The 23,270-nt window shown below is 44.2% G+C and carries 18 protein-coding genes; 10 read left to right on the top strand and 8 right to left on the bottom strand.

The window, feature by feature from the left end; translation table 11 throughout:
- Positions 1–203 precede the first annotated feature (203 nt).
- The 3 genes from ABIE26_RS25950 to ABIE26_RS25960 are packed head-to-tail and all read left to right on the top strand — an operon-like array spanning position 204 to position 8,687.
- Positions 204–5,324 (top strand): translocation/assembly module TamB domain-containing protein, encoded by a 5,121-nt coding sequence (locus tag ABIE26_RS25950; RefSeq protein WP_310146914.1) that lies wholly within the window; start codon positions 204–206, stop codon positions 5,322–5,324.
- Positions 5,308–7,653 (top strand): BamA/TamA family outer membrane protein, encoded by a 2,346-nt coding sequence (locus tag ABIE26_RS25955; protein WP_310146912.1) that lies wholly within the window; start codon positions 5,308–5,310, stop codon positions 7,651–7,653. The genes ABIE26_RS25950 and ABIE26_RS25955 overlap by 17 nt, the downstream gene beginning before the upstream one ends.
- 8 nt (positions 7,654–7,661) lie before the next feature.
- Positions 7,662–8,687: a YihY/virulence factor BrkB family protein gene (locus ABIE26_RS25960; RefSeq protein ID WP_310146910.1), complete on the top strand. Its 1,026-nt coding sequence runs from the start codon at positions 7,662–7,664 to the stop codon at positions 8,685–8,687.
- Here ABIE26_RS25960 and ABIE26_RS25965 read toward each other — a convergent pair.
- Together ABIE26_RS25965 and ABIE26_RS25970 are read right to left on the bottom strand one after the other, a co-directional pair.
- Positions 8,684–10,810 (bottom strand): ATP-binding protein, encoded by a 2,127-nt coding sequence (locus ABIE26_RS25965; protein ID WP_310146907.1) that lies wholly within the window; start codon positions 10,808–10,810, stop codon positions 8,684–8,686. The two genes, ABIE26_RS25960 and ABIE26_RS25965, sit on opposite strands and share 4 nt — an antisense overlap.
- Positions 10,811–10,932: 122 nt before the next feature.
- Positions 10,933–12,846: a DNA topoisomerase IV subunit B gene (locus ABIE26_RS25970; RefSeq protein ID WP_310146906.1), complete on the bottom strand. Its 1,914-nt coding sequence runs from the start codon at positions 12,844–12,846 to the stop codon at positions 10,933–10,935.
- Between the two features lie 91 nt (positions 12,847–12,937).
- Here ABIE26_RS25970 and ABIE26_RS25975 point away from each other — a divergent pair, with 91 nt between their 5' ends.
- Positions 12,938–14,314 (top strand): MFS transporter, encoded by a 1,377-nt coding sequence (locus tag ABIE26_RS25975; RefSeq protein WP_310146905.1) that lies wholly within the window; start codon positions 12,938–12,940, stop codon positions 14,312–14,314.
- A gap of 85 nt (positions 14,315–14,399) precedes the next feature.
- Positions 14,400–15,713 carry a DEAD/DEAH box helicase gene (locus ABIE26_RS25980; RefSeq protein ID WP_310146904.1) on the top strand — a complete coding sequence of 438 codons (1,314 nt, stop codon included), beginning with the start codon at positions 14,400–14,402 and terminating at the stop codon, positions 15,711–15,713.
- A gap of 32 nt (positions 15,714–15,745) precedes the next feature.
- Here the strand turns inward: ABIE26_RS25980 and ABIE26_RS25985 are convergent, their stop codons facing one another.
- Both ABIE26_RS25985 and ABIE26_RS25990 read right to left on the bottom strand, forming a co-directional pair.
- Complete coding sequence (locus ABIE26_RS25985; protein WP_310146903.1) at positions 15,746–16,606, bottom strand: OmpA family protein; 861 nt, start codon at positions 16,604–16,606, stop codon at positions 15,746–15,748.
- Between the two features lie 240 nt (positions 16,607–16,846).
- Positions 16,847–17,299 carry a VOC family protein gene (locus ABIE26_RS25990; RefSeq protein ID WP_310146901.1) on the bottom strand — a complete coding sequence of 151 codons (453 nt, stop codon included), beginning with the start codon at positions 17,297–17,299 and terminating at the stop codon, positions 16,847–16,849.
- Between the two features lie 197 nt (positions 17,300–17,496).
- On the opposite strand from ABIE26_RS25990, the gene ABIE26_RS25995 reads away from it, so the two are divergent.
- The 4 genes from ABIE26_RS25995 to ABIE26_RS26010 all read left to right on the top strand — a co-directional run bounded on the left by ABIE26_RS25995 (position 17,497) and on the right by ABIE26_RS26010 (position 19,267).
- Positions 17,497–17,724, top strand: coding sequence for a hypothetical protein (locus ABIE26_RS25995; RefSeq protein WP_310146899.1), 228 nt, complete (start codon positions 17,497–17,499; stop codon positions 17,722–17,724).
- A gap of 107 nt (positions 17,725–17,831) precedes the next feature.
- A complete protein-coding gene (locus ABIE26_RS26000) occupies positions 17,832–18,209 on the top strand; it encodes a hypothetical protein (protein WP_310146897.1) in 378 nt (125 codons plus the stop codon).
- 129 nt (positions 18,210–18,338) lie between these two features.
- The gene (locus ABIE26_RS26005) at positions 18,339–18,827 is read left to right on the top strand and encodes a BON domain-containing protein (protein ID WP_310146895.1); all 489 of its coding nucleotides are present in this window, start codon (positions 18,339–18,341) and stop codon (positions 18,825–18,827) included.
- A gap of 17 nt (positions 18,828–18,844) precedes the next feature.
- Entirely contained in the window at positions 18,845–19,267 is a 423-nt protein-coding gene (locus ABIE26_RS26010) for an SH3 domain-containing protein (protein ID WP_310146894.1), read from the top strand.
- 51 nt (positions 19,268–19,318) lie between these two features.
- On the opposite strand, the gene ABIE26_RS26015 is transcribed toward ABIE26_RS26010, so the two are convergent.
- A complete protein-coding gene (locus tag ABIE26_RS26015) occupies positions 19,319–20,746 on the bottom strand; it encodes a PLP-dependent aminotransferase family protein (RefSeq protein WP_310146892.1) in 1,428 nt (475 codons plus the stop codon).
- A 115-nt stretch (positions 20,747–20,861) separates the two neighbouring features.
- On the opposite strand from ABIE26_RS26015, the gene ABIE26_RS26020 reads away from it, so the two are divergent.
- A complete protein-coding gene (locus tag ABIE26_RS26020; protein WP_310146890.1) occupies positions 20,862–21,308 on the top strand; it encodes a GNAT family N-acetyltransferase in 447 nt (148 codons plus the stop codon).
- Between the two features lie 12 nt (positions 21,309–21,320).
- Here the strand turns inward: ABIE26_RS26020 and ABIE26_RS26025 are convergent, their stop codons facing one another.
- The 3 genes from ABIE26_RS26025 to ABIE26_RS26035 all read right to left on the bottom strand — a co-directional run bounded on the left by ABIE26_RS26025 (position 21,321) and on the right by ABIE26_RS26035 (position 23,213).
- The gene (locus ABIE26_RS26025) at positions 21,321–22,052 is read right to left on the bottom strand and encodes an acyl-CoA desaturase (protein ID WP_310146888.1); all 732 of its coding nucleotides are present in this window, start codon (positions 22,050–22,052) and stop codon (positions 21,321–21,323) included.
- Positions 22,052–22,549 carry a phosphoheptose isomerase gene (locus tag ABIE26_RS26030; protein WP_310146886.1) on the bottom strand — a complete coding sequence of 166 codons (498 nt, stop codon included), beginning with the start codon at positions 22,547–22,549 and terminating at the stop codon, positions 22,052–22,054. Before ABIE26_RS26030 ends, ABIE26_RS26025 begins: the two co-directional genes overlap by 1 nt.
- 73 nt (positions 22,550–22,622) lie before the next feature.
- On the bottom strand, positions 22,623–23,213 hold the full coding sequence (locus ABIE26_RS26035; RefSeq protein WP_310146884.1) for a hypothetical protein: 591 nt from the start codon (positions 23,211–23,213) through the stop codon (positions 22,623–22,625).
- Positions 23,214–23,270: the final 57 nt, after the last annotated feature.

The raw sequence follows: 23,270 nt of genomic DNA on the forward strand, positions 1-23,270 counted from the left end.
CTGTAAATATAAGGCATGAAAACGAAATTTAAGAACTGAGTTTTTAACAGTTCCTGCCCGCATGCTCATTTATAAGGGATTTTTAACATTGTTTTAAACAATTTAATTATTTAGATTGTAGATGTAAGGTGCAGCCTGAATTATGGCCTGGATGGCATGATTTTGGTTGTTACTGAGTTAAAGAAATCTCAATTTTTATTGGTTTGAATAAATATATACGCAAGAGTCTTAAAGTTGTACTCTGGATCATCGCAAGTGTCATCTTGCTGGTGGTCCTGATTGCCCTTTCCTTAAACATTCCATTTGTTCAAAACTTTGTAAAAGACCAGGTCATAGGCTACCTGAAAAACAAGACTCAGACTGAAATCAGCCTGGAAAGCATTAAAATCGGCCTCCCAAAAGATATTATTCTGAACAAATTTTATATTGAAGACAAAAAGGGAGATACCCTGCTTTATGCCCAAAAGCTGGCAGTCGACATCAGCCTTTTTGAACTGCTGAACAATAAGGTTGAGGTAAATAACATCACCCTGCAGAAAATAAGAGCGAATGTAACGCGTATAAGTCCAGACACCACCTTTAACTTTTCCTTCCTTGCGGATGCCTTTATGTCTGAACAGGAAAAACCCGAAGAAGAAGTAAAAAAAGACAGCACTTCAACCCTCAAATTTTCGGTGAGCAAGATCAATCTGGAAGACATCGGTATTGTATACCGCGACGATGTGGCGGGGAACGATATGCGCTTACACCTTGGGGAATTCAAAGCCAATATCAAAGATTTTGACCTGGACAACCAGCGCTACGTGATCAAAACCCTGTCCCTAAAAAACACCGCGGTAAAGTACCTGCAGCAAAAACCTTTAACACAACTTAAAGCACACCTGGAAAACAGTATAGACACCGCCAAAACCGAATCCGGAAAACTCCCCCAGGTGGAAATACAGGACTTTACTTTCAACAACATTAAAATAGGATTCGACGATCAGCTATCCAGAACCCGTGCCGATGTAGATTTAAACAGCCTTGCGGTAACCAAACTTTTTGTAGATCTGACCCATAACCAATACAAGTTAGATGAAGCCAGGCTCAACAACAGTAAAGTAAATTTCAGTTCCGGTGAATCGGACATGAAAGCAAATGTTGACCTGAAGGAACTTTCTTTGGCCAGGCTGATTGCCGATGTAGAGCACAGCAGGTACCAGCTGGGGAGTGCAGCATTGAACAGATCGGACATTGCTTTTTCATTTAAACCAGCTCCGGCAACTAAAGCAGCTGCTAAATCAGGCACTGTAGCAAAAACACCTGGAATCGCATTCCAGGTAAAACAGCTTAACCTGGCAGAGAACAGGGTAAAATTTGACAACTTCGCCGAAAAACCGGCCAGGGGCATGGACTTTAATCACCTGCTGATCAACAACCTGGGCTTACAGGCAGAAAACCTGGCCTACAGCGATGCCGGAATAAAGGTAAATGTGAAGTCGGGTTCGATGAAAGAAAAAAGCGGCTTTGAGCTTCAAAAACTACAGGGCAATGTGGCCTATTCAGAAAAGCAGACCAAAGTAAATAACCTTCGGGTAAAAACACCTGACACCTATATAGAAGGCAATACCCAGCTGGATTATACAGCAATGGAAGACCTCACCAAACACCCGGAAAAGGTAAAAATATACCTGCAGGTAAAGAACACTACCATTGGCTTAAAGGATGCGGCTTATTTTAGTGATGCAGTACCGGCCAGCTATCGGAGCGAAAAAATAAAGCTCAATGCACTGGCGCATGGTTACATGAATAACCTCGTCATTCCAAAACTACAGGTAGATGGACTGAAAAGCACCCATATTGACATCAGCGGTACAGCCAAAGGCTTGCCGGATGTAAACAAAACGGTACTTGACCTCAACATCAAAAGGTTTGCGCTCAGCAAAAACGACCTGCTGGTGGTTATCCCTAAAAAATCGCTGCCGGCCGGCATCACCCTGCCCAACACCATTCATGCAAACGGCAGGTTTAAAGGGTCTATGACCAGTTTCAATACCGGCTTTAACATCAACACCGATATGGGCTCGGCAAAACTATTGGCCAGTATGAAAGGGGCAAAGGGTAGAGAAAGTTATACTGCAGACATCAGCCTGAACAATTTTAATGTTGGCCGCCTGTTAAAAATGGAATCCCAGCTGGGCAGAATAACTGCAAAAGCAAATGTAAAGGGAACGGGGCTCGATGCTAAAAAGGCCAGTGCAACGGTAAACGGACAAATCATCAGCGCTTATTACAATAAATATACTTATCGTAATTTAACCCTCAGCGGCACCTACAAACGTCAGCAGCTGGATTTAAAAAGCAGCATGGCTGATACGAATGCCAACTTTGCACTTACAGCCCATGTTGATATATCAGGTAAATATCCTGCTGTAAAGGCAGATGCAGACCTGAAGCAGATCGACCTCCAGAAGCTGAATTTCAGCGCTACAGAGTTTAAACTGGCAGGCCTTGTTAAAGCAGACATTCAGACCGCAGATCCGGATTACCTGAACGGCGACATCACCATCAACGGGATGCAAATGGTTAAAGAAGGGCAGCGTTTCAATGTAGATACCATTATTGTCCATTCAGAGGCTTCAGCCGACCACAACCTGCTGACTTTAAAATCAGAATTCCTGAGGGCAAGAATAGATGGCAAATACCAGCTCACCAACCTGGGCAGTGCCATGATCAACCAGATCAATAAGTATTACCAGTTTGGAACGGTTACCAAAATACCCGACCAGCGGTTCCGGTTTTATGTTAGCTTTTACAACCCCAAGATTCTGAAGAACTTTGTACCGGAGCTGACTACCTTTGCACCTTCACGCATGTGGGGGTTACTAGACACCCAAAAGGACAGCCTGGTGATGAATGCGGTATTCCCTCAGCTGGTGTATGGCAGTTACCGCGTAGACAGCACCCGCCTGAACATCAACAATACCGATCAGAAACTAAACTATAAGTTTACCATTAAAAGCCTGCAAAGCCCTGCCCTCTCCTTTTACAACAACGAGATCAGCGGTGCGGCCCTAAACAACAATCTCGATCTGAATGTATTTTTAAGGGACAGCAAACGCAAGGATAAATATGTACTGGGCGGTCAGTTCAAATCTATAGATAAAGATTACCGCTTTAGCTTTGACCCGCAAAAGGTACTGCTCAACTATGACAAATGGACGGTTGCCCCTGAAAATTACCTGCAGTTCGGGGCCTCGGGAATCCTTGCCCATCAGTTTAACCTGAGCAACGGCGGGCAGCTGCTGAGTATCAACAGTGAAAGCAATACCCCTAACGCGCCACTTAAGGTAACGTTTAAAGATTTCAGGATAGAAACATTGACCAGGTTTGCCGAGGCAGATAGTGCAATGGCAGGAGGGTCTATCAATGGAACGGTAGACGTGAATGACCTTGCAGGCACACCTAAATTTGAGGCCAACCTTACCGTAGATGAGCTGCGCTACCAGAAAGACATGCTGGGCACCCTGCGCATTGCGGTAAATAACAATACCGAAAATGCCTTTGAAACCAATATCGCCTTATCGGGTACACACGAACTGCGTGCAAACGGCTTTTATTATACTGCCCCGCAAAGCGCATTGGATCTGACGCTGAATATTGATAAGATTGATTTGAAAGCTGTAGAAAGCCTGTCTATGGGCCAGATCAGGAAAGGAACGGGAACGGTGAGCGGACAACTATCGGTAAAAGGTAATCTGGATGCCCCAAAAGTATTGGGCGATCTGAAATTTAACCAGGCAGGTTTCAATGTGGCTTATGTAAACTCTTTCTTCAGAATGCCAAACGAGACCATCAGTTTTACCGAAACCGGCATCAACTTCAACAGGTTCAACATACTGGATTCGCTAAATCAGAAGGCGGTGATCACAGGCGGCGTCCTGACTACAAACTACAGGGACTTTAAATTCAACATGGACATCCGCACTACCAATTTCAGGGCCTTGAATTCGACCGCTGAAGACAATGAGATGATCTACGGAACGGTATACCTGACGAGTACCATTAAGGTACGCGGTGACATGAACCAGCCTAGTGTAGACATGAACGTAAGGGTGGAAGACAAAACCAAATTCTTCTTTGCCATGCCAGCCGATGATCCTACGGTAATAGACCAGGAAGGTATTGTGCAGTATGTTGACTTTGACGCCCCTCCTTTCAATGGAAAAAAAGCACTTTCGGTGGCCGATTCCATCAGCAAAGCCCCGATAAAAGGCTTTAACCTGAGCGCCACCATCAATATTGATGAAAATGCCGAACTAAACGTAGTTGTAGATCCAACCAATGGCGATAACCTGCGGGTAAAAGGTCAGGCTACCCTGGCGGCTACCATGGACCCGAGTGGGAAGACCAGCTTAACCGGGCGTTACGAGATTTCTGAAGGCAGTTACAATTTAACCGTAGGACCGGTAAAAAGGGATTTCAAACTGCAGCAGGGAAGTAATATTGTGTGGACAGGCGAACCTACCGAAGCCAACGTTGACCTTACCGCACTGTACGAGGTAAATGCAGCACCAATAGACCTGCTCAATGAGCCGGACAATGTACAGGCAAAAACCAAGCTGCCCTTCCAGGTATACCTGATGATGACCGGACAGCTAATGAAACCTGTCATTAAATTTAAAGTAGACCTGCCGGAAAATGAGCGCGGTGCGTTGGGCGGACAGGTATATACCAAGGTTCAGCGGATCAATACCGATGAAGGTGAACTGAACAAGCAGGTATTTGCCCTGTTGGTGCTGGAGCGTTTTATTGCAGATAACCCTTTCCAAAGCCTTGCCGGCGGAGGGCTGAATGCATCGAGTATCGCGCGGTCGAGTGTAAGCAAACTGCTCACCCAGCAGCTGAACAACCTGGCATCCGACCTCGTCAAAGGGGTCGACATTAACTTCGGTGTCAATTCATCCGAAGATTATTCGACAGGCAAAATGGAGCAGAAAACCGACCTGGAAATCGGGCTTTCCAAAAAACTGCTGAGTGACAGGCTGATTGTTACCGTAGGCAGTTCATTCGGATTGGAAGGTCCGCAGCAGCAGGGGCAGAAATCAACCAATATTGCAGGCAACGTAAACATAGAGTACCTGCTTTCCAGGGATGGCAGGTACAGACTTAGGGCCTACCGACGTAACCAGAATGAAGGGGTAATAGAAGGACAGATCATTGAAACCGGCCTGGGCTTTGCACTGGTGGTCGACTACAATAAATTCAGAGAAGTATTCCAGAAATTCTCTAAAAAGAAAAGATTAAGACAAGAACAGCGAGCTAACGATGAGACAACGAATTAAATACGGGTTATTTATACTTACATGCTTTATCTGGGCGGGCTGCAGCACTACCAAAAGTCTTAAGCCCGGACAGATCCTGTATACAGGCGCCGAGATCAACATCAATCCCGATTCATCTGCAAAGATAGACAACCAGAAAGATGTGAAAGCCGCGCTGGAGGAGAAGACCAGACCAAGGCCAAACAAATCCTTTCTGGGCATTAAATTTAAGCTCGGGCTGTACAACCTGGCTGGCGAGCCAAAAAAACCTAAGGGCGGCTTAAAGAACTGGCTCCGTAAAATAGGGGAACCGCCCGTATTGCTGAGCGAGGTTAAGATCCCTTATAACAACGCAGTGTTAAAAAGTTATTTAATCAGCCAGGGATACCTGCAGGCGGAGGTTACCGGCGATACAGTGATCAAAGGCAAAAAAGGCAAAGCCGTTTACACCGCAAACACTGGCAACAGGTATAAGCTCAATAATGTTACTTTTCCAAAAGACAGTACAGGTGTAACGGCTGTAATCAACGAAACGAAAGAAAACACCCTCCTCAAAACGGGAGAGAACTACGATCTGGAGGTTTTTAAAAATGAGCGTATCCGGATAGACAACGACTTGAAGGAGAGAGGCTATTTTTATTTCAGTCCGGATTACCTCATCCTGCAGGTAGACAGTACAATTGGAAAAAACCGTGCCGACATCAGGTTGAAAGTGAAAGACATTGCGCCCGATGCAGGACTGAAACCCTATACCATTAATGACATCAACATCTATCCAAACTATAGCCTGCGGCGCGACAGTGCTTTAAGGGCATCGACCCCGGAACTGTACAAGGATTTTAAAATTTATGACCCCAGAAAAACCTTTAAAACAGGGCTGTTTGACCGCCTTGTATTCTTTCAAAAGGGCAAATATTACAGCCGGGGGGACCATAACAAGTCGCTGAACCGCATGGTTAACATTGGTGTTTTCCAGGCAGTAAAAGCAGAGTTTTTGCCGGTAGACAGCTTTAAGAACAACCAGCTGAACCTGAATGTATACCTGACCCCATTAAAGAAAAACTCGCTTAGTTTTTCGGTAACCGGAACCAGCAAGTCCAACAACTTTGTGGGTTCGGAAGTTAAGATCACCCAAACTACGCGGAACTTGTTCAGAGGAGCAGAACAGCTGGACATTAGTGCCAGCGGTGGTTTTGAAACACAGGTAAGTGGCGTAGCCAAGGGGCTCAATTCCTATTCTTTTACCACCGAGGCCAAGCTAACCTTCCCGAGGTTCATTACGCCTTTCAAGGGCTTAAACAGTACCAATAATTTTATTCCCAAAACCATTGCCTCGGCTTCTTATCAGCTCCTGAGCAGGGGTTCTTCCTATAACCTCAATTCCATTAAAGGCGAATTTGGTTACAACTGGAAAGAGAGCCAGTACAAAGAACACACCTTTAACCCAATCTCGGTAAACTATGTGACCTCCAAAATAACTGCACCAGATACGGCTAAACTGTTCCGCGAAAACCCTGGCCTGCAGAAAAACCTGGAAAAGCAATTCATCATCGGCAGCAATTACAATTTCACTTACAGCGATCAGATGAACGAATCGCAGCGAAACAACATCTATTTCAACGGTAGCCTGGAAACCGGGGGAAATGTATGGGGCATGTTCGCTTCCAAAAATAACGAAGGTAAAAAAACCATTCTCGGTGTTCCCATTAACCAGTTTGTGCGCGTTGAACTCGACTTGCGCGACTACTATAAGATCACCAGGAATATTGTATGGGCCAACCGCTTAAACCTGGGCTATGGTTATGCTTATGGAAATGGCAGCTCACTGCCATTCGTACGGCAGTTTTTTGCTGGAGGTACAAACGACATCAGGGCCTTTCCTGCCCGCTCATTAGGCCCCGGCACCTACAATTACCGTGACCATCTGCCAGAGGGAGATACAGGAAGTTATACCGACCAGAGTGGCGACATCAAGGCCATGCTGAACACGGAACTGCGTTTTAAACTGGTCAGTATATTACATGGGGCACTTTTTGCGGATGCCGGTAATGTGTGGTTAAGAAAAGAAGACCTGGGCAGCCCAGCTACGCCTACCAGCGAGGCCATTCCCGGCAGGCCCGGCTCCGGCTTTAAATTTAAAAATGCCTTGAGCGAGATGGCTGTGGGTACCGGTGCAGGCCTTAGGATAGATGCCACCATTTTCGTGATCAGGCTGGATGTGGCCTTCCCTGTCCGCAAACCTTACCTCCCTGCAGGACAGCGCTGGGTAATTGACCAGATCGATTTTGGCAGCAAAACCTGGCGTAAAGAAAATTTAATTTATAATATTGGTATAGGATATCCTTTTTAACCCTAGTCATGACCATTTTCAAGAAAGCCAAACACTTTATTAAAGCAACCGTTCACTTGTTTATAGCAGCAGGAAAAGGTTTTATGGAAGACCGTGTGATGAAACTCAGCGCGGCACTGGCCTATTACACTATTTTTTCGCTTACCCCACTCATCATTATTGTACTTTCGGCCGCCAGTTTATTTTTAGGCAACCCCGATCCCGGCAGTCTGGAACTCAATCCACGCGAAGAGCTTTTTTCAGAAATTCGTGACCTGGTAGGCACTGATGCCGCAGCACAACTGCAAACTTTTGTAACCAACGCCAATACCACCGGTAAAAGCACCATAGGGCTGATCATCGGAATTGTAACCCTGGTAATTGGGGCAACGGCCATTTTTATAGAGATCCAGGACAGCATCAACCTGATCTGGAAGGTAAAGGCGGTACCCAAAAAAGGCTGGAAAAAGCTGATCACCAACAGGCTGCTTTCCTTCTCACTGATCGTATCACTGGGCTTTTTACTGCTCGTATCACTGGTCATCAACAGTGTGGTAGTGGCCATCGGCGATAAGCTGGGTTATTTTATATCTTCCAGCAAGATCAGCGAGTATGTACCCCTCGCCACTGATACCACCACCTTGCTCATCAACATCTTAAACAATGCCATTACACTGGCCGCTGTAACAGCGGTATTTACCATTATATTTAAGGTTTTACCTGATGTTACGCTGAAATGGAAGCCTGCAATTGTAGGCGCCCTGTTTACCGCCTTACTTTTTAGTCTGGGTAAATACCTTATCGGCATCTATATAGAAAAAGGCAATCCGGGTTCAGCATTCGGCGCGGCAAGTTCACTCATAGTAATTTTGCTATGGGTATACTATACGGCTATTATCCTCTATTTCGGGGCTGAGTTTACCCAGGCTTATGCCGAAAGGTATGCCAAAGGAATTATGCCAAGCAAGTATGCCGTACACACCAAAATTGTGGTCATCGAAAAAAAGGTCGATGTACTGCCCCCCCAACACCCGGAAGATACAAAGATCGATTAAATGTACTGGGTGATTTTGTCGATCAGTTCCTGTTCCAGAAAGGGCTTCAGCACCAGATCGTTCATCCCCGCCTTTAAATAAACGTCGCGGTCTTCCTGCATCACATGGGCGGTTATGCCTAAAATAGGGATGGTAGATTTGGTGAAATCTCCATTGTACCTGATTTCGTGTGTAAGCTCTACCCCACCCATTACCGGCATCTGGATATCAGTAAGGATCAGGTCATACTCATTCTTTTTGTACAGGTCGAGCGCCTCTTTACCATCATAAGCACAATCGTATTGCATCTCCCATTTTTTCAGCACGGTCTGGGCAAGCAATACGTTCATCTTATTGTCGTCTACCAGTAAGATACGTTTTCCGCTAAGCTTATGGGAAGATTGCGGCTCTTCCGGTACAACAGTCTGATGTTCTTTAATTTTCGAAATTTCATAGGGTATTTCAAAGCTGAATACGGAACCTTTTCCCAGGGTACTGCTCACATTTATTTTCCCGCCCTGCAGCTCCACAATTTTTTTGCAGATGGCCAGCCCCAAGCCCGTACCCTGCTGCCTGGATTTTGCAGAAGAATAAACCTGTGCAAACTCATCAAATATAAAGCCCAGGTCCTCGGGTGCTATACCTATACCGGTATCCTCAACCTGCACTTTCAGTTGTCCGTGTTTTTTTCCGTGAAGCACAAGGTGAACTTTTAAGGTAACCTTTCCGCTGCTGGTAAACTTAATGGCATTGGTCAGTAAATTCATGAGCAGCTGCTTCAGGCGCAGGCGATCGCCCAGCAAACAAACACCTTTTTCCAGTGCTACCTTATTTTCCAGTATAAGATTTTTATTTACGGCAAGCACATTCATGCTGTTGAACACCTCCATAATCTCATCCTCTGGCATAAAGGGCGCATTCTCCAGGTTTATTTTACCCACTTCATACTTAGAAAAGTCAAGGATCTCGTTAACCAGTGCCAGCAGCATTTCAGAAGAATTGCGGATGGCTTCTACCTGATCTGCCTGCTCATCTGTCAATTCGCTTTTGCTCAGCTGCTCAGAAAAGCCCACAACCGAATTTAAGGGAGTACGGATTTCATGGCTCATATTGGCCAGGAAACGGCTTTTGGAATGTGAGTCCTGCGAAGCCCGCTTACCCAGGTTGATCAATACCTTCTCATTCTTGTACAGCTTGATGATGTTATAGAGGATAATGATAACAAGCACAGTCAGCAACAAGACATTCACAAGTGTAATACCATCCAGGGCTTCAATATCTGCGGCCAGTTCGGCCCCCAGCAATGCCCGCCCATCCACAACATAGGCGATCTCGTTTTTCTTAAAAGTCTGCAGAATGGTGATGATCTCCGTTACCAGTTTGCTGTTCAGTAATAAAATTGCCTTTTCATCACTTTTTAATTTGCTTGCATTTGCATAAAGTCGTTTATAATACTCCTGGATTCTTTTGATCTGCTGCTTATTAAAACTCCTTACATCCTGCTTAACAACAATATTCTTTTCTGTTTTAATAATGGTTAGGGAAGTATCCTTTTGTTTGCCTTTTCCGGAAAATGCATCGGCCAGTCTGCCAAAAAACTTTTTGCCAGGCAGCGGATCGTGCTTAATGGTATCAAAGCTGGTGATTGTTTTTACCTGCTGCTTTGCTTTCGGTAATGTAAGTGCAGTTTCGGCCTCGCGCTCCACCAGGCCCAGCTGTGAAAACCCCAGCACCAGACTATCGGTAAGTTTGCGGAGCTTCAGATAGCTTTCAGTTTTCAGTTTTTTTTGCTTTACCAGCCGGTCTATATCCGGCATCAGCACATCATCATCTACATTAATGTTGAGTTCACTCAAAAAAGCAGAGACTTTCTGTATCTGTGTAGAGAACTTTTTAATGTATTCCCTGTCGGCCGTAACGGCGTATAGACGCGAATTGTTCTCGGCCTGATATAAGATATAAATGCAACTGTCTACCTTTGAATAATCTTCCCTCAACTTTACCAGCTGTGTAACATTATCCTTCAGTGCATTCATCTTATTGTACCTCAGGTATAGGAAAAATGCAAAGAGAAACAGCACCAGTATTAAAAATACCAGCAGGTAGTATCGAATTGGCGATCTTTTAGTGGCGTTAAGCGGCATAAAATTTTTTAATTTAACTGCTGTTTTAACTACAGAGCATTAAGCTATTCTATCAAGAGGGATTCGATCAGAATACAAGTATAAATCAAAAATTTTATATATCCGCGTTTATGGCCTAAATATTAAGCAACATCCAGATTGTCGCCCGCCGGCTCTTCAGCGGCCCCGGCAGTACTTTCTTCGGCCTTCAGCTCTTCAGGGTTAACCTCGTCTTTCTCTATCCTCAGGTTTTTAATGATGTGCTGCTGCCTGTCGGGCGTATTTTTACCCATATAATATTCCAGCAGGTGCTTGATGGTCTGGTCTTTAAGAATCACAGGATCAAGCCGGATGTCTTTACCAATAAAAAGCCCGAATTCATCCGGAGAAATCTCTCCCAGCCCTTTAAAGCGGGTGATTTCAGGTTTACTGCCCAGTTTTTCAATCGCCTTTTTACGTTCCTCATCACTATAGCAGTAAATGGTCTCTTTTTTATTACGCACCCTGAACAAAGGTGTCTGCAGGATGTAAACATGCCCTGCCCGTACAAGGTCGGGAAAGAACTGCAGGAAAAAGGTCATCATCAGCAAACGGATGTGCATACCATCAACATCGGCATCCGTAGCAATTACAATGTTGTTGTAGTGCAACCCATCCAGTCCATCTTCTATATTCAGCGCATGCTGTAAAAGGTTAAACTCTTCATTTTCATATACCACCTTTTTGGTGAGCTCATAACAGTTTAGGGGCTTGCCTTTTAAACTGAAAACGGCCTGACAATCCACATCACGTGATTTGGTGATGGAGCCGGAGGCCGAGTCCCCCTCGGTGATGAACAGGGTAGTCTCATACCTTTTATCGTGGGTGCTGTTGAAATGGACTTTACAGTCCCTCAGCTTTTTGTTGTGCAGTGAAGCTTTTTTCGCACGATCGTTGGCCAGTTTTTTAATACCCGCAATATCTTTACGTTCACGTTCCGACTGAAGTATCCTTTTCAACAGGGCATCGGCAACATCCGGGTGCTTGTGCAGGTAATCGTCAAGTTCCTTTTTCACAAAATCGTTGATAAATGTCCTTACCGATGGCCCGTCTGGTCCCATATTCTGAGAACCCAGCTTTGTTTTGGTCTGCGATTCAAACACGGGTTCCTGCACACGTACCGAAATGGCCGCAATGATAGAAGACCTGATGTCTGCAGCATCGTATTCTTTCTTATAAAACTCGCGTATGGTTTTTACCACGGCCTCTCTGAATGCGGCCTGGTGCGTACCACCCTGCGTGGTGTGCTGTCCGTTCACAAAAGAGTGGTAATCTTCGCCATACTGCTGTCCATGTGTCATGGCTATCTCGATGTCATTCCCCTTCAGGTGGATGATCGGATAGCGCACGCTCTCTACATCTGCATGTTTGTGCAGCAGATCATATAAGCCCCTTTCAGAAAAATATTTCTGGTTGTTAAAATTAATGGTGAGGCCGGCATTCAGGAACACATAGTTCCAGATCATGCTCTCTACAAAATCAGGGATGTAATGATAATTCCTGAAAATGGTTTCATCCGGATAAAAGGTAATGGCGGTACCATTGCGCTGGGTAGTATCAATTACCGGGTGATCAGTTACGATTTCACCTTTGGAAAATTCTACTTTCTTTGTTTTGGCATCGCGGTAAGACTGTACCATAAAATTGGTAGAAAGGGCATTTACTGCCTTTGTACCCACGCCATTCAAACCTACAGATTTCTGGAAGGCCTTGCTGTCGTACTTACCCCCGGTATTGATTTTGGAAACGCAGTCTATGACCTTACCCAATGGAATGCCCCGTCCATAATCCCGTACATTTACCTTCTGGTCGGAAACTGTAATTTCAATGGTACGGCCAGAGCCCATTACAAACTCATCAATAGAGTTGTCTACAATCTCTTTCAGCAATACATAAATCCCATCATCCTGTGCTGAACCGTCGCCCAGTTTTCCGATATACATACCGGGACGTAACCTGATGTGTTCTTTCCAGTCAAGAGAGCGTATACTGTCTTCGTTATAATTCGGTTCTGCCATGGTGTAATATGAGTAGAGTGGATATACAAATTTATACATTTTGATGTATATTCAGCATCAAAATGAATCATATTCGTTTCAAGACTACCAGATGCCCATAAAACAATTGCCCCTGAAAAAAGAATTTGCCTATGCAGCCGGCATGATGGGCTGGAGCATCATGACCAATATTATTATTGGCATGCTCCCCTATTTTTACCTGCCGCCAAACAATTCGGGGCTGCCGCCGCTTGTGCCCCAGTTACTCGTGTTCGGTGCATTCAATATCCTTTCCATTATTGCAGCCTCGGGGCGTTTGTTTGATGCACTTTACGACCCTTTTATCGCTTCTGTAAGCGACAGCAGCAAGAACCCGAAAGGCAGGCGTATCCCCATCATGAAGTACGCAATTTTACCGGCAGTGATCGCCTGCTGCCTGGTCTTTTATCCCGTTACCAAAACCGAGAGCATGGCCAATGCATGGTGGCTTGCCCTGGCACTGGTGTTTTTCTTTATTTCTGTGACTACATACATCATCCCGTACAATGCGCTACTGGCCGAACTTACACATAGTGCAGACCAGAAAGTAAAGCTTTCCACCTTTCAGCAGGCAGGATTTGTTCTGGGTATGGTACTGGCCGCACTCTGCAACAATTATGCAGACCTCATACAGACAGTTTTTCTGGTTTCCGACCGTAGCCTGGCCCTGCAATATGCCATCTGGGGGCTGAGCCTTTTTGCAGGAATGGTGATGGTACTGCCGGTTATTTTTATTGATGAAAAAGAATATATAGACGTTAAGCCGACGCATATCCCTTTGCTTCCTGCTATAAAAAATACCTTCAGGAATTCGAACTTCAAGTATTACCTCATCTCCGACTTTTCCTTTTATATAGCATTGAGTATCATTTCCAGTGGCCTGCTTTTCTTTGTTACCGTGCTGCTCGGGCTACCAGGTTCAGATGGTGGAAAATTCATGAGCACCATGGTCATCTTCTCCCTGGTATTTTACCCATTCATCAATTATGCTGCAAAAAGATTTGGCAAAAAGCCACTGGTACTCATCGCCTTTGGCATTTTAAGCTTAATATTTGTTACCATTTATTTTCTGGGAAGGCTGCCTTTTAGCCCCGCCGTACAAATGTATATCCTGGTGATCTGTGCATCTTTCCCCCTCGCATCATTGGGCATTTTACCCAATGCCATTCTGGCCGATATTGCAGAGAAAGATACTATTGAAACCGGGGAGAACCATGAAGGGATGTTTTTTGCTGTAAAATACCTGTTTGTAAAGCTGGGCCAGACTTTGGGCATCGCCATATTTGCCATGTTTACCGTTTATGGAAAAGATCCGGGCAGCGATTACGGCTTGCGCCTGAACGGTGTTGCAGGCTTCATTCTATGCATAGTGGCGCTGTTCTTTTTCTGCCGTTTTAAAGAAAATAAACACACTAATACAGAGCCAATTACACATCCGACAACAGATTAAGCAAAAGCCCGATTTTATATGTACCTTTGTGCCCGGAACAATATTCTTTTGCTCCTTATATATTACACATTAAAATACAGATACATTGTTATTCAAAGAATTAAACCTGATTGAGCCCATCTTAAATGCGCTGCAAACAGAAGGCTATACACAGCCTACCCCAATCCAAGAACAATCTATACCATCCATATTACAGAACAGGGATTTATTAGGCTGCGCCCAAACAGGCACAGGAAAAACTGCGGCATTTGCTATTCCTATGCTGCAGCTGCTCAGTAAACCGCATACCAATACCAAGGTCCATAAAGTAATTAAGGCCCTGGTATTGACGCCAACACGCGAGCTGGCCATACAGATTGAAGAAAGCTTTAAAGCCTACGGCAAAAACCTGCCTTTAAAACACCTGGTTATATTTGGCGGTGTGGGCCAAAAAGCACAAACAGATGCCCTGCACAGAGGCGTTGATATCCTGGTAGCTACACCAGGCAGGTTATTGGACCTGATGAACCAGGGCTTCATCAACCTGCGCGACATCGAGATCTTTGTGCTGGATGAGGCAGACAGGATGCTGGACATGGGCTTTATCCATGACGTAAAAAAAGTAATTGCAAAATTGCCAGCCAAAAGGCAAACGCTGTTTTTCTCTGCAACCATGCCCAAAGAGATCCAGGCATTGGCCGATACCATCCTGACCAACCCGGTTAAAGTTGAAGTTACGCCTGTATCCTCTACCGCCGAGAAGATCCAGCAGCAGATTTTCTACGTAGAAAAAAGCGATAAAAAAGGATTGCTGATGCACATCTTAAAAGACAAAAGCATCGAAACCGCACTGGTATTTGCCCGTACCAAACACGGCTCCGACCGTATTGTGAAAGATCTGGTAAAAGCAGGCATTAAAGCAGAGGCCATCCATGGCAACAAATCGCAAAATGCAAGACAAAGGGCTTTAACCAATTTCAAGGCAAAAACCACACGTATCCTGGTTGCTACAGATATTGCGGCCCGTGGTATTGATGTGGATGAATTGACACACGTGATCAATTACGAATTGCCTAACATCCCGGAAACCTATGTACACCGGATTGGCCGTACCGGCAGGGCAGGCTTAAGCGGAACAGCACTTTCATTTTGCGATGCAGAAGAAAAGGAATATTTAGATGATATTGAAAAACTGATCGGGCTTAAGCTCCCGGTAACAGAAGATCATCCCTATGCCATGAGCTGGCAAAGCCTGATGTCGGGCGCTGCTGCTGCAAAAGCAAATGGTAAATCAAAGCCCTCGCGTGGGGCAAGGCCCGACAGGGGCCCCCGTCCTGAAAAAACAGAACGTCAGCCCAATTTAAGTGGCGCTAAAAAGAAGCCCTACAGGGGCAACCGCCATTGGAGTAAAAAATCATAAAAAAAGGTCCCGATATTTCGGGACCTTTCTGTTTATTCCTTTTTCGGCTCAGGAGCCTTTTCTATCAGTTCCATAAACTGGTCCAGTTTAGGTGTAATGATGATCTGGGTACGCCGGTTTTTTGCCTTTCCGGCCTCTGTATCATTGCCTGCCAGGGGGTTATACTCGCCCCTTCCACCTGCAGTTAACCGTTTCGGATCAACACCATAGGTATTTTGCAGGGACTGTACTACTGATGAAGCCCTCAATGCACTCAAATCCCAGTTGTTTCGGATATTGGTTTGAGAAATGGGCACATTATCTGTGTTTCCTTCGATCAATACATCATAGTCGCGATAATCTTTAATAATCTTGGCAATTTTGCTCAGGGTCTCTCCTGCTTTAGGCAATATTTCATAGCTACCCGATTTATACAGCATATTGTCTGAAAGGGAAATGTACACCACCCCTTTTAATACCTGTACATCCACGTCCCTTAACTCTTCCCGGCTTAAGGAACGGGTAAGATTATTGGTTAAAACCATATTCAGGGAATCGCTTTTGTTTTTGGTGTTTACCAGGTGCTGGATGTATTTATTAGATGAATTGATCTCATCAACCAGTTTGGAAATATTTACATTTCCCTGTTTGGTAGAGGACAGGCATTTATCTAAGGCTGCTTGTAGCGCGGCTACATTTTTACGCTCGGCAGCAATCTGCTCTTCCAGGCTTTTTACCCGGGCAGAAGAACCCGACAAATCCTGCTGACTGCCCTGATATTTCTGGTTCAGTTCGCGTCCGCGTTGCTGCAGATCAGCGTATTTAGCTTCCAGTTCCTTATACTTTTTATTACTTACACATCCCTGGAACAATATCGCCAGGGCAAGTGTACCCATCAGAAGATAATATTTCATGACTTATTATTTAATAAACAATAGCGAAAGCATTGCTGTTATAACGCCTGTCATCCAAAAATGTTTCGTTTGTCTGGCTATTACCAATCCACCTGCACACCCCAGACATTTACCAGGTCACCTGGTTTGCCGAGCGTGGACAATAAAAAGCGGCAAATGATCATTCGATCATTTACCGCCATCTAAATTAACGCTCTCTATATTAAAACAACTTTTTTTCCCGATTGTTTGAATAAATCATTAATTTTTATTCAGTTGTTCGGCCAGGCCAACCAGCAGTCCTTCGGTTCCACGAATGTAGCAGAGTTTGTAGGAATTCTCATATACTACTACTTCCCCAACTAGCTGAGCGCCACGTTTGATTAGCCTGGATACCAGTTCGTCAATATCCTCAACCGTGAACATCACACGTAAGTAGCCAAGCGAGTTTACAGGAGCAGTCCGGTGATCCGAAATAACAGCCGGATCGAGAAATTTCGAAAGTTCGAGCCTGCTATGGCCATCCGGGGTAACCATCATCGCAATCTCTACGCGCTGATTGCCCAGTCCGGTAACCTGGCCGGCCCATTCCCCTTCAATCATGGCCCGCCCTTCAAGCTTCAGGCCTATTTCCGAAAAAAATGAGATCGCATCGTCAAGGGATTCTACAACGATCCCCATATTGTCCATTCGCAGTAAGTTATTTTTTGCCATATTGTGTGTTTTAGCTTATTTGTTCACTATTTTTCAAATACTGAATTTCTCAATTAATTCCCACATATAACAACAAAACCCAGATGTTGTTGCGGAAAGTTTACCAAAACAATTGTGGAAAACCCACTGAATGTTAAAATCTATTTTAAACAATTACCAGCCTTCAGGGATTATACAAACATTAAATAATCAGACTTATGCAGAAAACTACACACAACAGCACAGACCTTCAAAAGTTTATAGAGAAATTTGAACCAAACAAATTTAAAATGCTGGCCAGGGGCATCGAGATCAGAGGGAACAACGACCTGCACCGCAGTATAACTTTTGCAAAAGAACTGATTGAGCGGATGAAACTGAAGCTCACTGTTCAGCATTCTGCCGAGATGGCATTGTATGGCGGATTTGAGGTTGTTTACGCGTAAACGATCCTAACTTCCTTTTCGCCGGGCCAAATTGCCTTTCTGCCTATTGTTCATTTCATGAGGCGGGCATTGTCGCTATTTTTGAGGGTATCTTAAGCTAAAATCTAATGGATACCCTCTTAAAAAAGACAATGATCAATTTTGAATGCCTTTATTTCCTGGACAGTCCGCAACTCTGCATTATTGAAATCAGCACGACGGACCTGCTCGCCGAAGTTCAGGACCACTATCAGTGGCTATTGATCAATAAAATGACCCTGGATGTAAAAGAACTGCAATTCAAAGCTATGGATGCCTCACACGAGATTGAAGAACGTTTTTTCGACCTTGGCTACCTGAAATTCGACACTGAAAAAGGGGTTTACATTTCCAAAGAACCTGCGGCGCAATACCCACTCCAAAATACGAGCTGTGATGCCATACCTGGCGACATTATGGAAGCCATTGCCCGGCATTTAAACGGGAACAGTATTATCTTTCTGTAGCATCCCTTTACATCAGGGCATACACCATTTATTAATCATTTTTTAATACAACCTATGGTTATTTTTTAATAACTTGTATAAGGCAATGAATTAACATTGCTTAAAAATTCTACTTAAACCATGAAAAAAATGATGAACAGAACAATGGCCATCCTGGTGGCCTTTACTGTAATTGCCGCAGCATTAACAGGCTGTAAAAGCAAACCAAAAGATGCCGATGTTAAAGCTGCTGTAGAAACAGCCATACAGGGAAACCCGGCTGCTTCAGGCACCACTGTAACGGTTGACAAGGGTGTGGCCACCCTTAGCGGAGAAGTTGCAACCGAAGCTGCCAAAGAAGAACTGGGCAAAGCCGCTGCAGCCATTGCTGGTGTAAAATCGGTAACCAACAACATTACCGTTGCCGCCCCGGCACCTGTAGCCATCACCATGGATGATCCGCTGACTGCGGCTGTAAAAGATGCCACCAAAGACTTTCCTACAGTTGCCGCTACTGTATCGGAGGGAGTAATTACCTTAAAGGGAGAGATCCAGAAAGCCAATCTTCAGAAATTAATGATGATGCTGCAGGCATTAAAACCTAAAAAGGTAGACAACACGCAATTGGTAATTAAATAATCAGGGGAGGAATAAAAATGGCTTTACAAGAAAAATATAAAGAACTGATAGACGCCGCCAATACCGCAGGCGTTTCTGATTTGAATGTACGCGAACAAGACGGTGTACTGTATATAGATGGCGCAACTACCGGCACTGTAAAACAGCAGTTATGGGATACTTACGAGCGACTGGACCCTAATTATGCATCGGGCGACCTGGTGATGAACATCAACAGTGTAGCCGGCGTTACGGAAGGCGCCAAACTGAAAGTAACCACCAACAGCTCCAACTTAAATATCCGCAAAGGACCCAGCACCAATGACGAAATTGTTGGAAAGGCTGCCCGGAACGAAGTGGTTACGCTTGTTAGCAAGGCCAGCGACCAATGGTGGCTGATCAGGACCGATCAGGGAGAAGAAGGATATTCCTTTACCCAATACCTCACACCATTAGCCTAAATAAAAACAGGGTTCTTACAGAAAAGAACCCTGTTTTTATTTCACTGTTAGCTATTTCTTCATCTTCAGCAGTCCTGCTTTCAGCGCCTCAACCACCTGCCTCAGTTCTTTTTCATCCATAGAGGCGAAACCAAACCGGAATGCATTTTCTTCCTTATCCCATCGGGTAATTTTAATCTGGCTGCTTGCCGCAAGTCGGGCAACAGGAAAATCGGCCCTTAGTTTTATCCAGATTGCCATTCCACCAGTAGGCATCGTATAGGAAACAGATTCACTTAATTCTTCTTTCAATAGTATATCCAAAAAATCCCTGCGCTGATGGTAACACTTCTTTGCTTTTTTCAGATGCCTTTTAAGCGCTCCCTCTTTGATCAAAGTAGCCAGTGCATTCTGCATATATCCATCACCACCAGCATCTATGATTTTTCTCAAAGCGGTACATTGTTCAACAAAATTTTTCGGAGCAACCATAAAACCAATTCGCAACGAAGGATCTAACATCTTGGAAAAAGAACCGATATAAATTACGTTTCCATTGTGACTGCCACTGGCCAAAGGCAGGTAAGGAGCAGATGTATAGTGATACTCGTAGTCGTAGTCATCCTCAATAACGACAAATGAAAATTGCCGGGAAAGTTCCAGTAACTTCACCCGTCGTTCTACGCTTAGTGTTACAGTTGTCGGGTAATGGTGATGTGGTATGACATATACGGCATCAATTTTTTTTCGCTTACATATGCGCTCAATAGCGAGGGTATCTATTCCTTTGTCATCTACGTTTACTTCTATAATTTTAGCGCCGGTTTGCTCAAAAGCCCTATCTGCAACAGCATAACCGGGTGTCCCCACAACAATAGTGGACGCAGCACTTAAAAGCAGCTGGGCAGCCAGATAGATGCTCATTTGTGCGCCATGTGTAATCAGCAGGTTATCCACCGAAATATTCAGCCCCCTGGTTACAGACAGATAGTTAACCAGTTCTTCCCTGAACTTCAGCGTTCCCTGCGCGGTTCCTGTATGGGCACTTTTAATGGCGTATTTTCTGGAAGTAAGCAAACGATAGGTTTTCAATAGATCATCGATTGGCGATAAACGCACATCCGGGTACCCGTCATCTATAACCACTTCAGAATAGGCAACCCCATTTTCACCTATCGGGTCCGCTTGCATCATCTGAAATGGAAGGTCCAGATCATGATCATAAGGAGCCTGTATACCGGTATAACTCCACTTCCGGGGTTTAAACAAAGGGATACACTCCGAAACGGCAACGTGTTTTCTTGGAACAACAGTAATCCAGCCCTGTGCATCCAGTTCCTCATATCCGGCAATCACCGTTTTGCGGTGTATACCAAGCATCTTAGCCAATTCGCGGCTACCCGGCAAATGCATCCCGGCTTTCAAAGTACCATTCCTGATTGCATTGCTGATCGAAATGGCAATTTGCCTGTAAACAGGGATTTTACTTTCTCTATCCATACGGATAACGTGTTCGTAAGGGAACATACTGGACTACCTTTTATATCTGAACTGGACCACAAAGGTAGTCCTATTAAAAAATAAATTTGCGCCATCAATCAAAATAATTAAAGTTATGAATTACAAAATCAGGAAAGCAGGTCTGGAAGACTTAGAAAAAACATCAGCATTATTTAATCTGTACAGGGTCTTTTATCGCCAGGCAGATGATTACGAAAAGTGCAGAAAATTTATACAGGAACGGCTAAATAATGAGCAGTCGCACATCTTCCTGGTTTATGTGGGAGATCAGGCAGTCGGGTTTGTCCAGTTGTACAAACTCTACCATTACATTAAGCTTGAAAAGCAGTGGTTGTTGAGTGATTTGTTTGTTCATCCCGATTACAGGGGCAAAGGACTTTCAGTAGCTTTGATAGACCGCAGCAAACAATGGTGCAATGAAACAGGGGCTTGTGGTCTGATGCTTGAAACCGAAAAAACCAACGATGTTGGGAACAAACTATACCCACGTTGCGGTTTTGAACATGATGGTTTACACAATTACTACTATTGGTGGAATTAGGGCTGTATTGCCCTAATTCGTTTTTCTGATGGTAATGATCCGCATCCAGTGCATCACTTTCATTAGCGGATAGGTCGGATCAAACTCAAACCAACGGGTAGCAAAATTTGGGTTGTTCGGTTTTTTATGGTGATTGTTCTGAAACAGTTCTCCGAGCATCAGAAAATCAAATGGCAGAGAATTTTTGCTGTGATCATTGTTGTCATGATTGGAATAACCATATTTATGACCACACCAGTTCACGATCGCGCCATGTATAGGCCCCATTAAAAAATGGATTGGCAGCAGCAGGAACATCCACCATGCCGTAGCAAAGGTAGCGTAGAACCATACGTAAAAACCGATAAAAACGATCCTTGTATACCAGGAATCCCCGATCTTATCGATCAAAGGCCAGGAAGGATATTTATCCCTGAACTGCTCTTCAGGCTCAACATTATACTTCGAGTAGTTTAAATAAATATTCTTGGTCTGTATCATCATACCCCATACATCCTTTACAAAATGCGGCGAGTGCGGGTCTTTTTCCGTATCGCTGAAAGCATGGTGCATGCGGTGCAAAATGGCATAGGCACGTGGATTCAAAAAAGAAGAACCCTGCGACAAAAAGGTTAGAATGTAAAAAAACTTTTCCCAGAAGGTGTTCATCTTAAACATCTTATGCGAAGCATAACGGTGCAGGAAGAAAGTTTGGGAAAACAGGGAGAGGAACCAGTGTAAAAGAAAAAAAGCCAGTATGATCATTATCTTCCGAAATCGTCCTGAACCCTAATAATATCGCTTTCATCTGATGGGTTCTCCAGGTCGGTATGCTGCCATATTTCCGAAACAATGCCCCAATCGTCAAGACCGATCAAGCGGTGACGTTCTCCTTGCTTCAATTTGATGGTCTGCCCCGGCGAAAACTGCTCTACAGGTCCTTGTTCATCATTGTCGCTTCTGCTAACCCCTACGGTTCCGTTTACCACTCTCCAGATTTCTGCGCGACGGTGGTGATATTGCCAGGAAAGCCTGGTATTTGGTGCAACAATTAGAATTTTAGGGCTCAGTTTACCCGAAATCTTCAGGTCATCTACATTCAGTTTATCAAAATATACATTTGCAAACTGCTGTGCCTGATTTTCATCTATTACAAAAAAACCTCCCCATGGGCGGGTCTCATCACGGTTAACAACATTAAAACCTTCAATTTTTAAACGTTGTGCTACACTATCGAATATTTCTTTTTTTTGATCTGACATCTTATTTTCAGTATTTTCCAATCCCCAAACTTAGATAAAATGCTTGGGCATTCATGAATACAATTGAAAAAAATTAAGATATTTTGTCGATATCCAGCAGGTCGGTATTTAAATCTGCGATAAGATCATACAACAGGTCTACATTTTTATCATTTGCCTGCAGGCTTTGGTTCAGCAGTTCAGTATACTTATCCAGGAACTCATCATCGTAAAACTCATCCGGAAGTTCAATCTGCCCCATTCTTAACTGGGTAGCAGTATGGTACAGGAGCCTGGATATGGTAAAATAAACCGCGTTGAGGTTCACGAGCACATCGTCGTAATCTTTATTTTCCCACTCAATAATGTAGATATAATAGTTATCAGAAGCCAGCTGATTGTATTCCTCATTTTCCATCACCTCAAGTTCATCGAGGTTGTTGATCAGGAAAAAAGTTTTGGAACAGTTGATCACTTTATCAATAGACCTGAGCAGCAATTGCACCACCTCATCATCAACAGCATCCAGCAGTTCAAAATCTTCAGCCGCAATGGAATCCGGTTCAATAAGCCCCTTCAAATCAGACAAATCCTTCTCATATGCAAGTAAAAAACCATACTTACAAAATTCGCTTACAATAAAGCTCAGCACATGGGGCACCAGCCCCTTTATCGCATCTTCCAAATTCCGTTCCGTTAATAATGGAATTGAAGTTAATTACATCGCGCGACTTTACAAAAT

Origin of the sequence: Pedobacter africanus (assembly GCF_040548825.1) — a bacterium.
In the GTDB taxonomy this organism is placed as follows: Bacteria; Bacteroidota; Bacteroidia; order Sphingobacteriales; family Sphingobacteriaceae; genus Pedobacter; species Pedobacter africanus_A.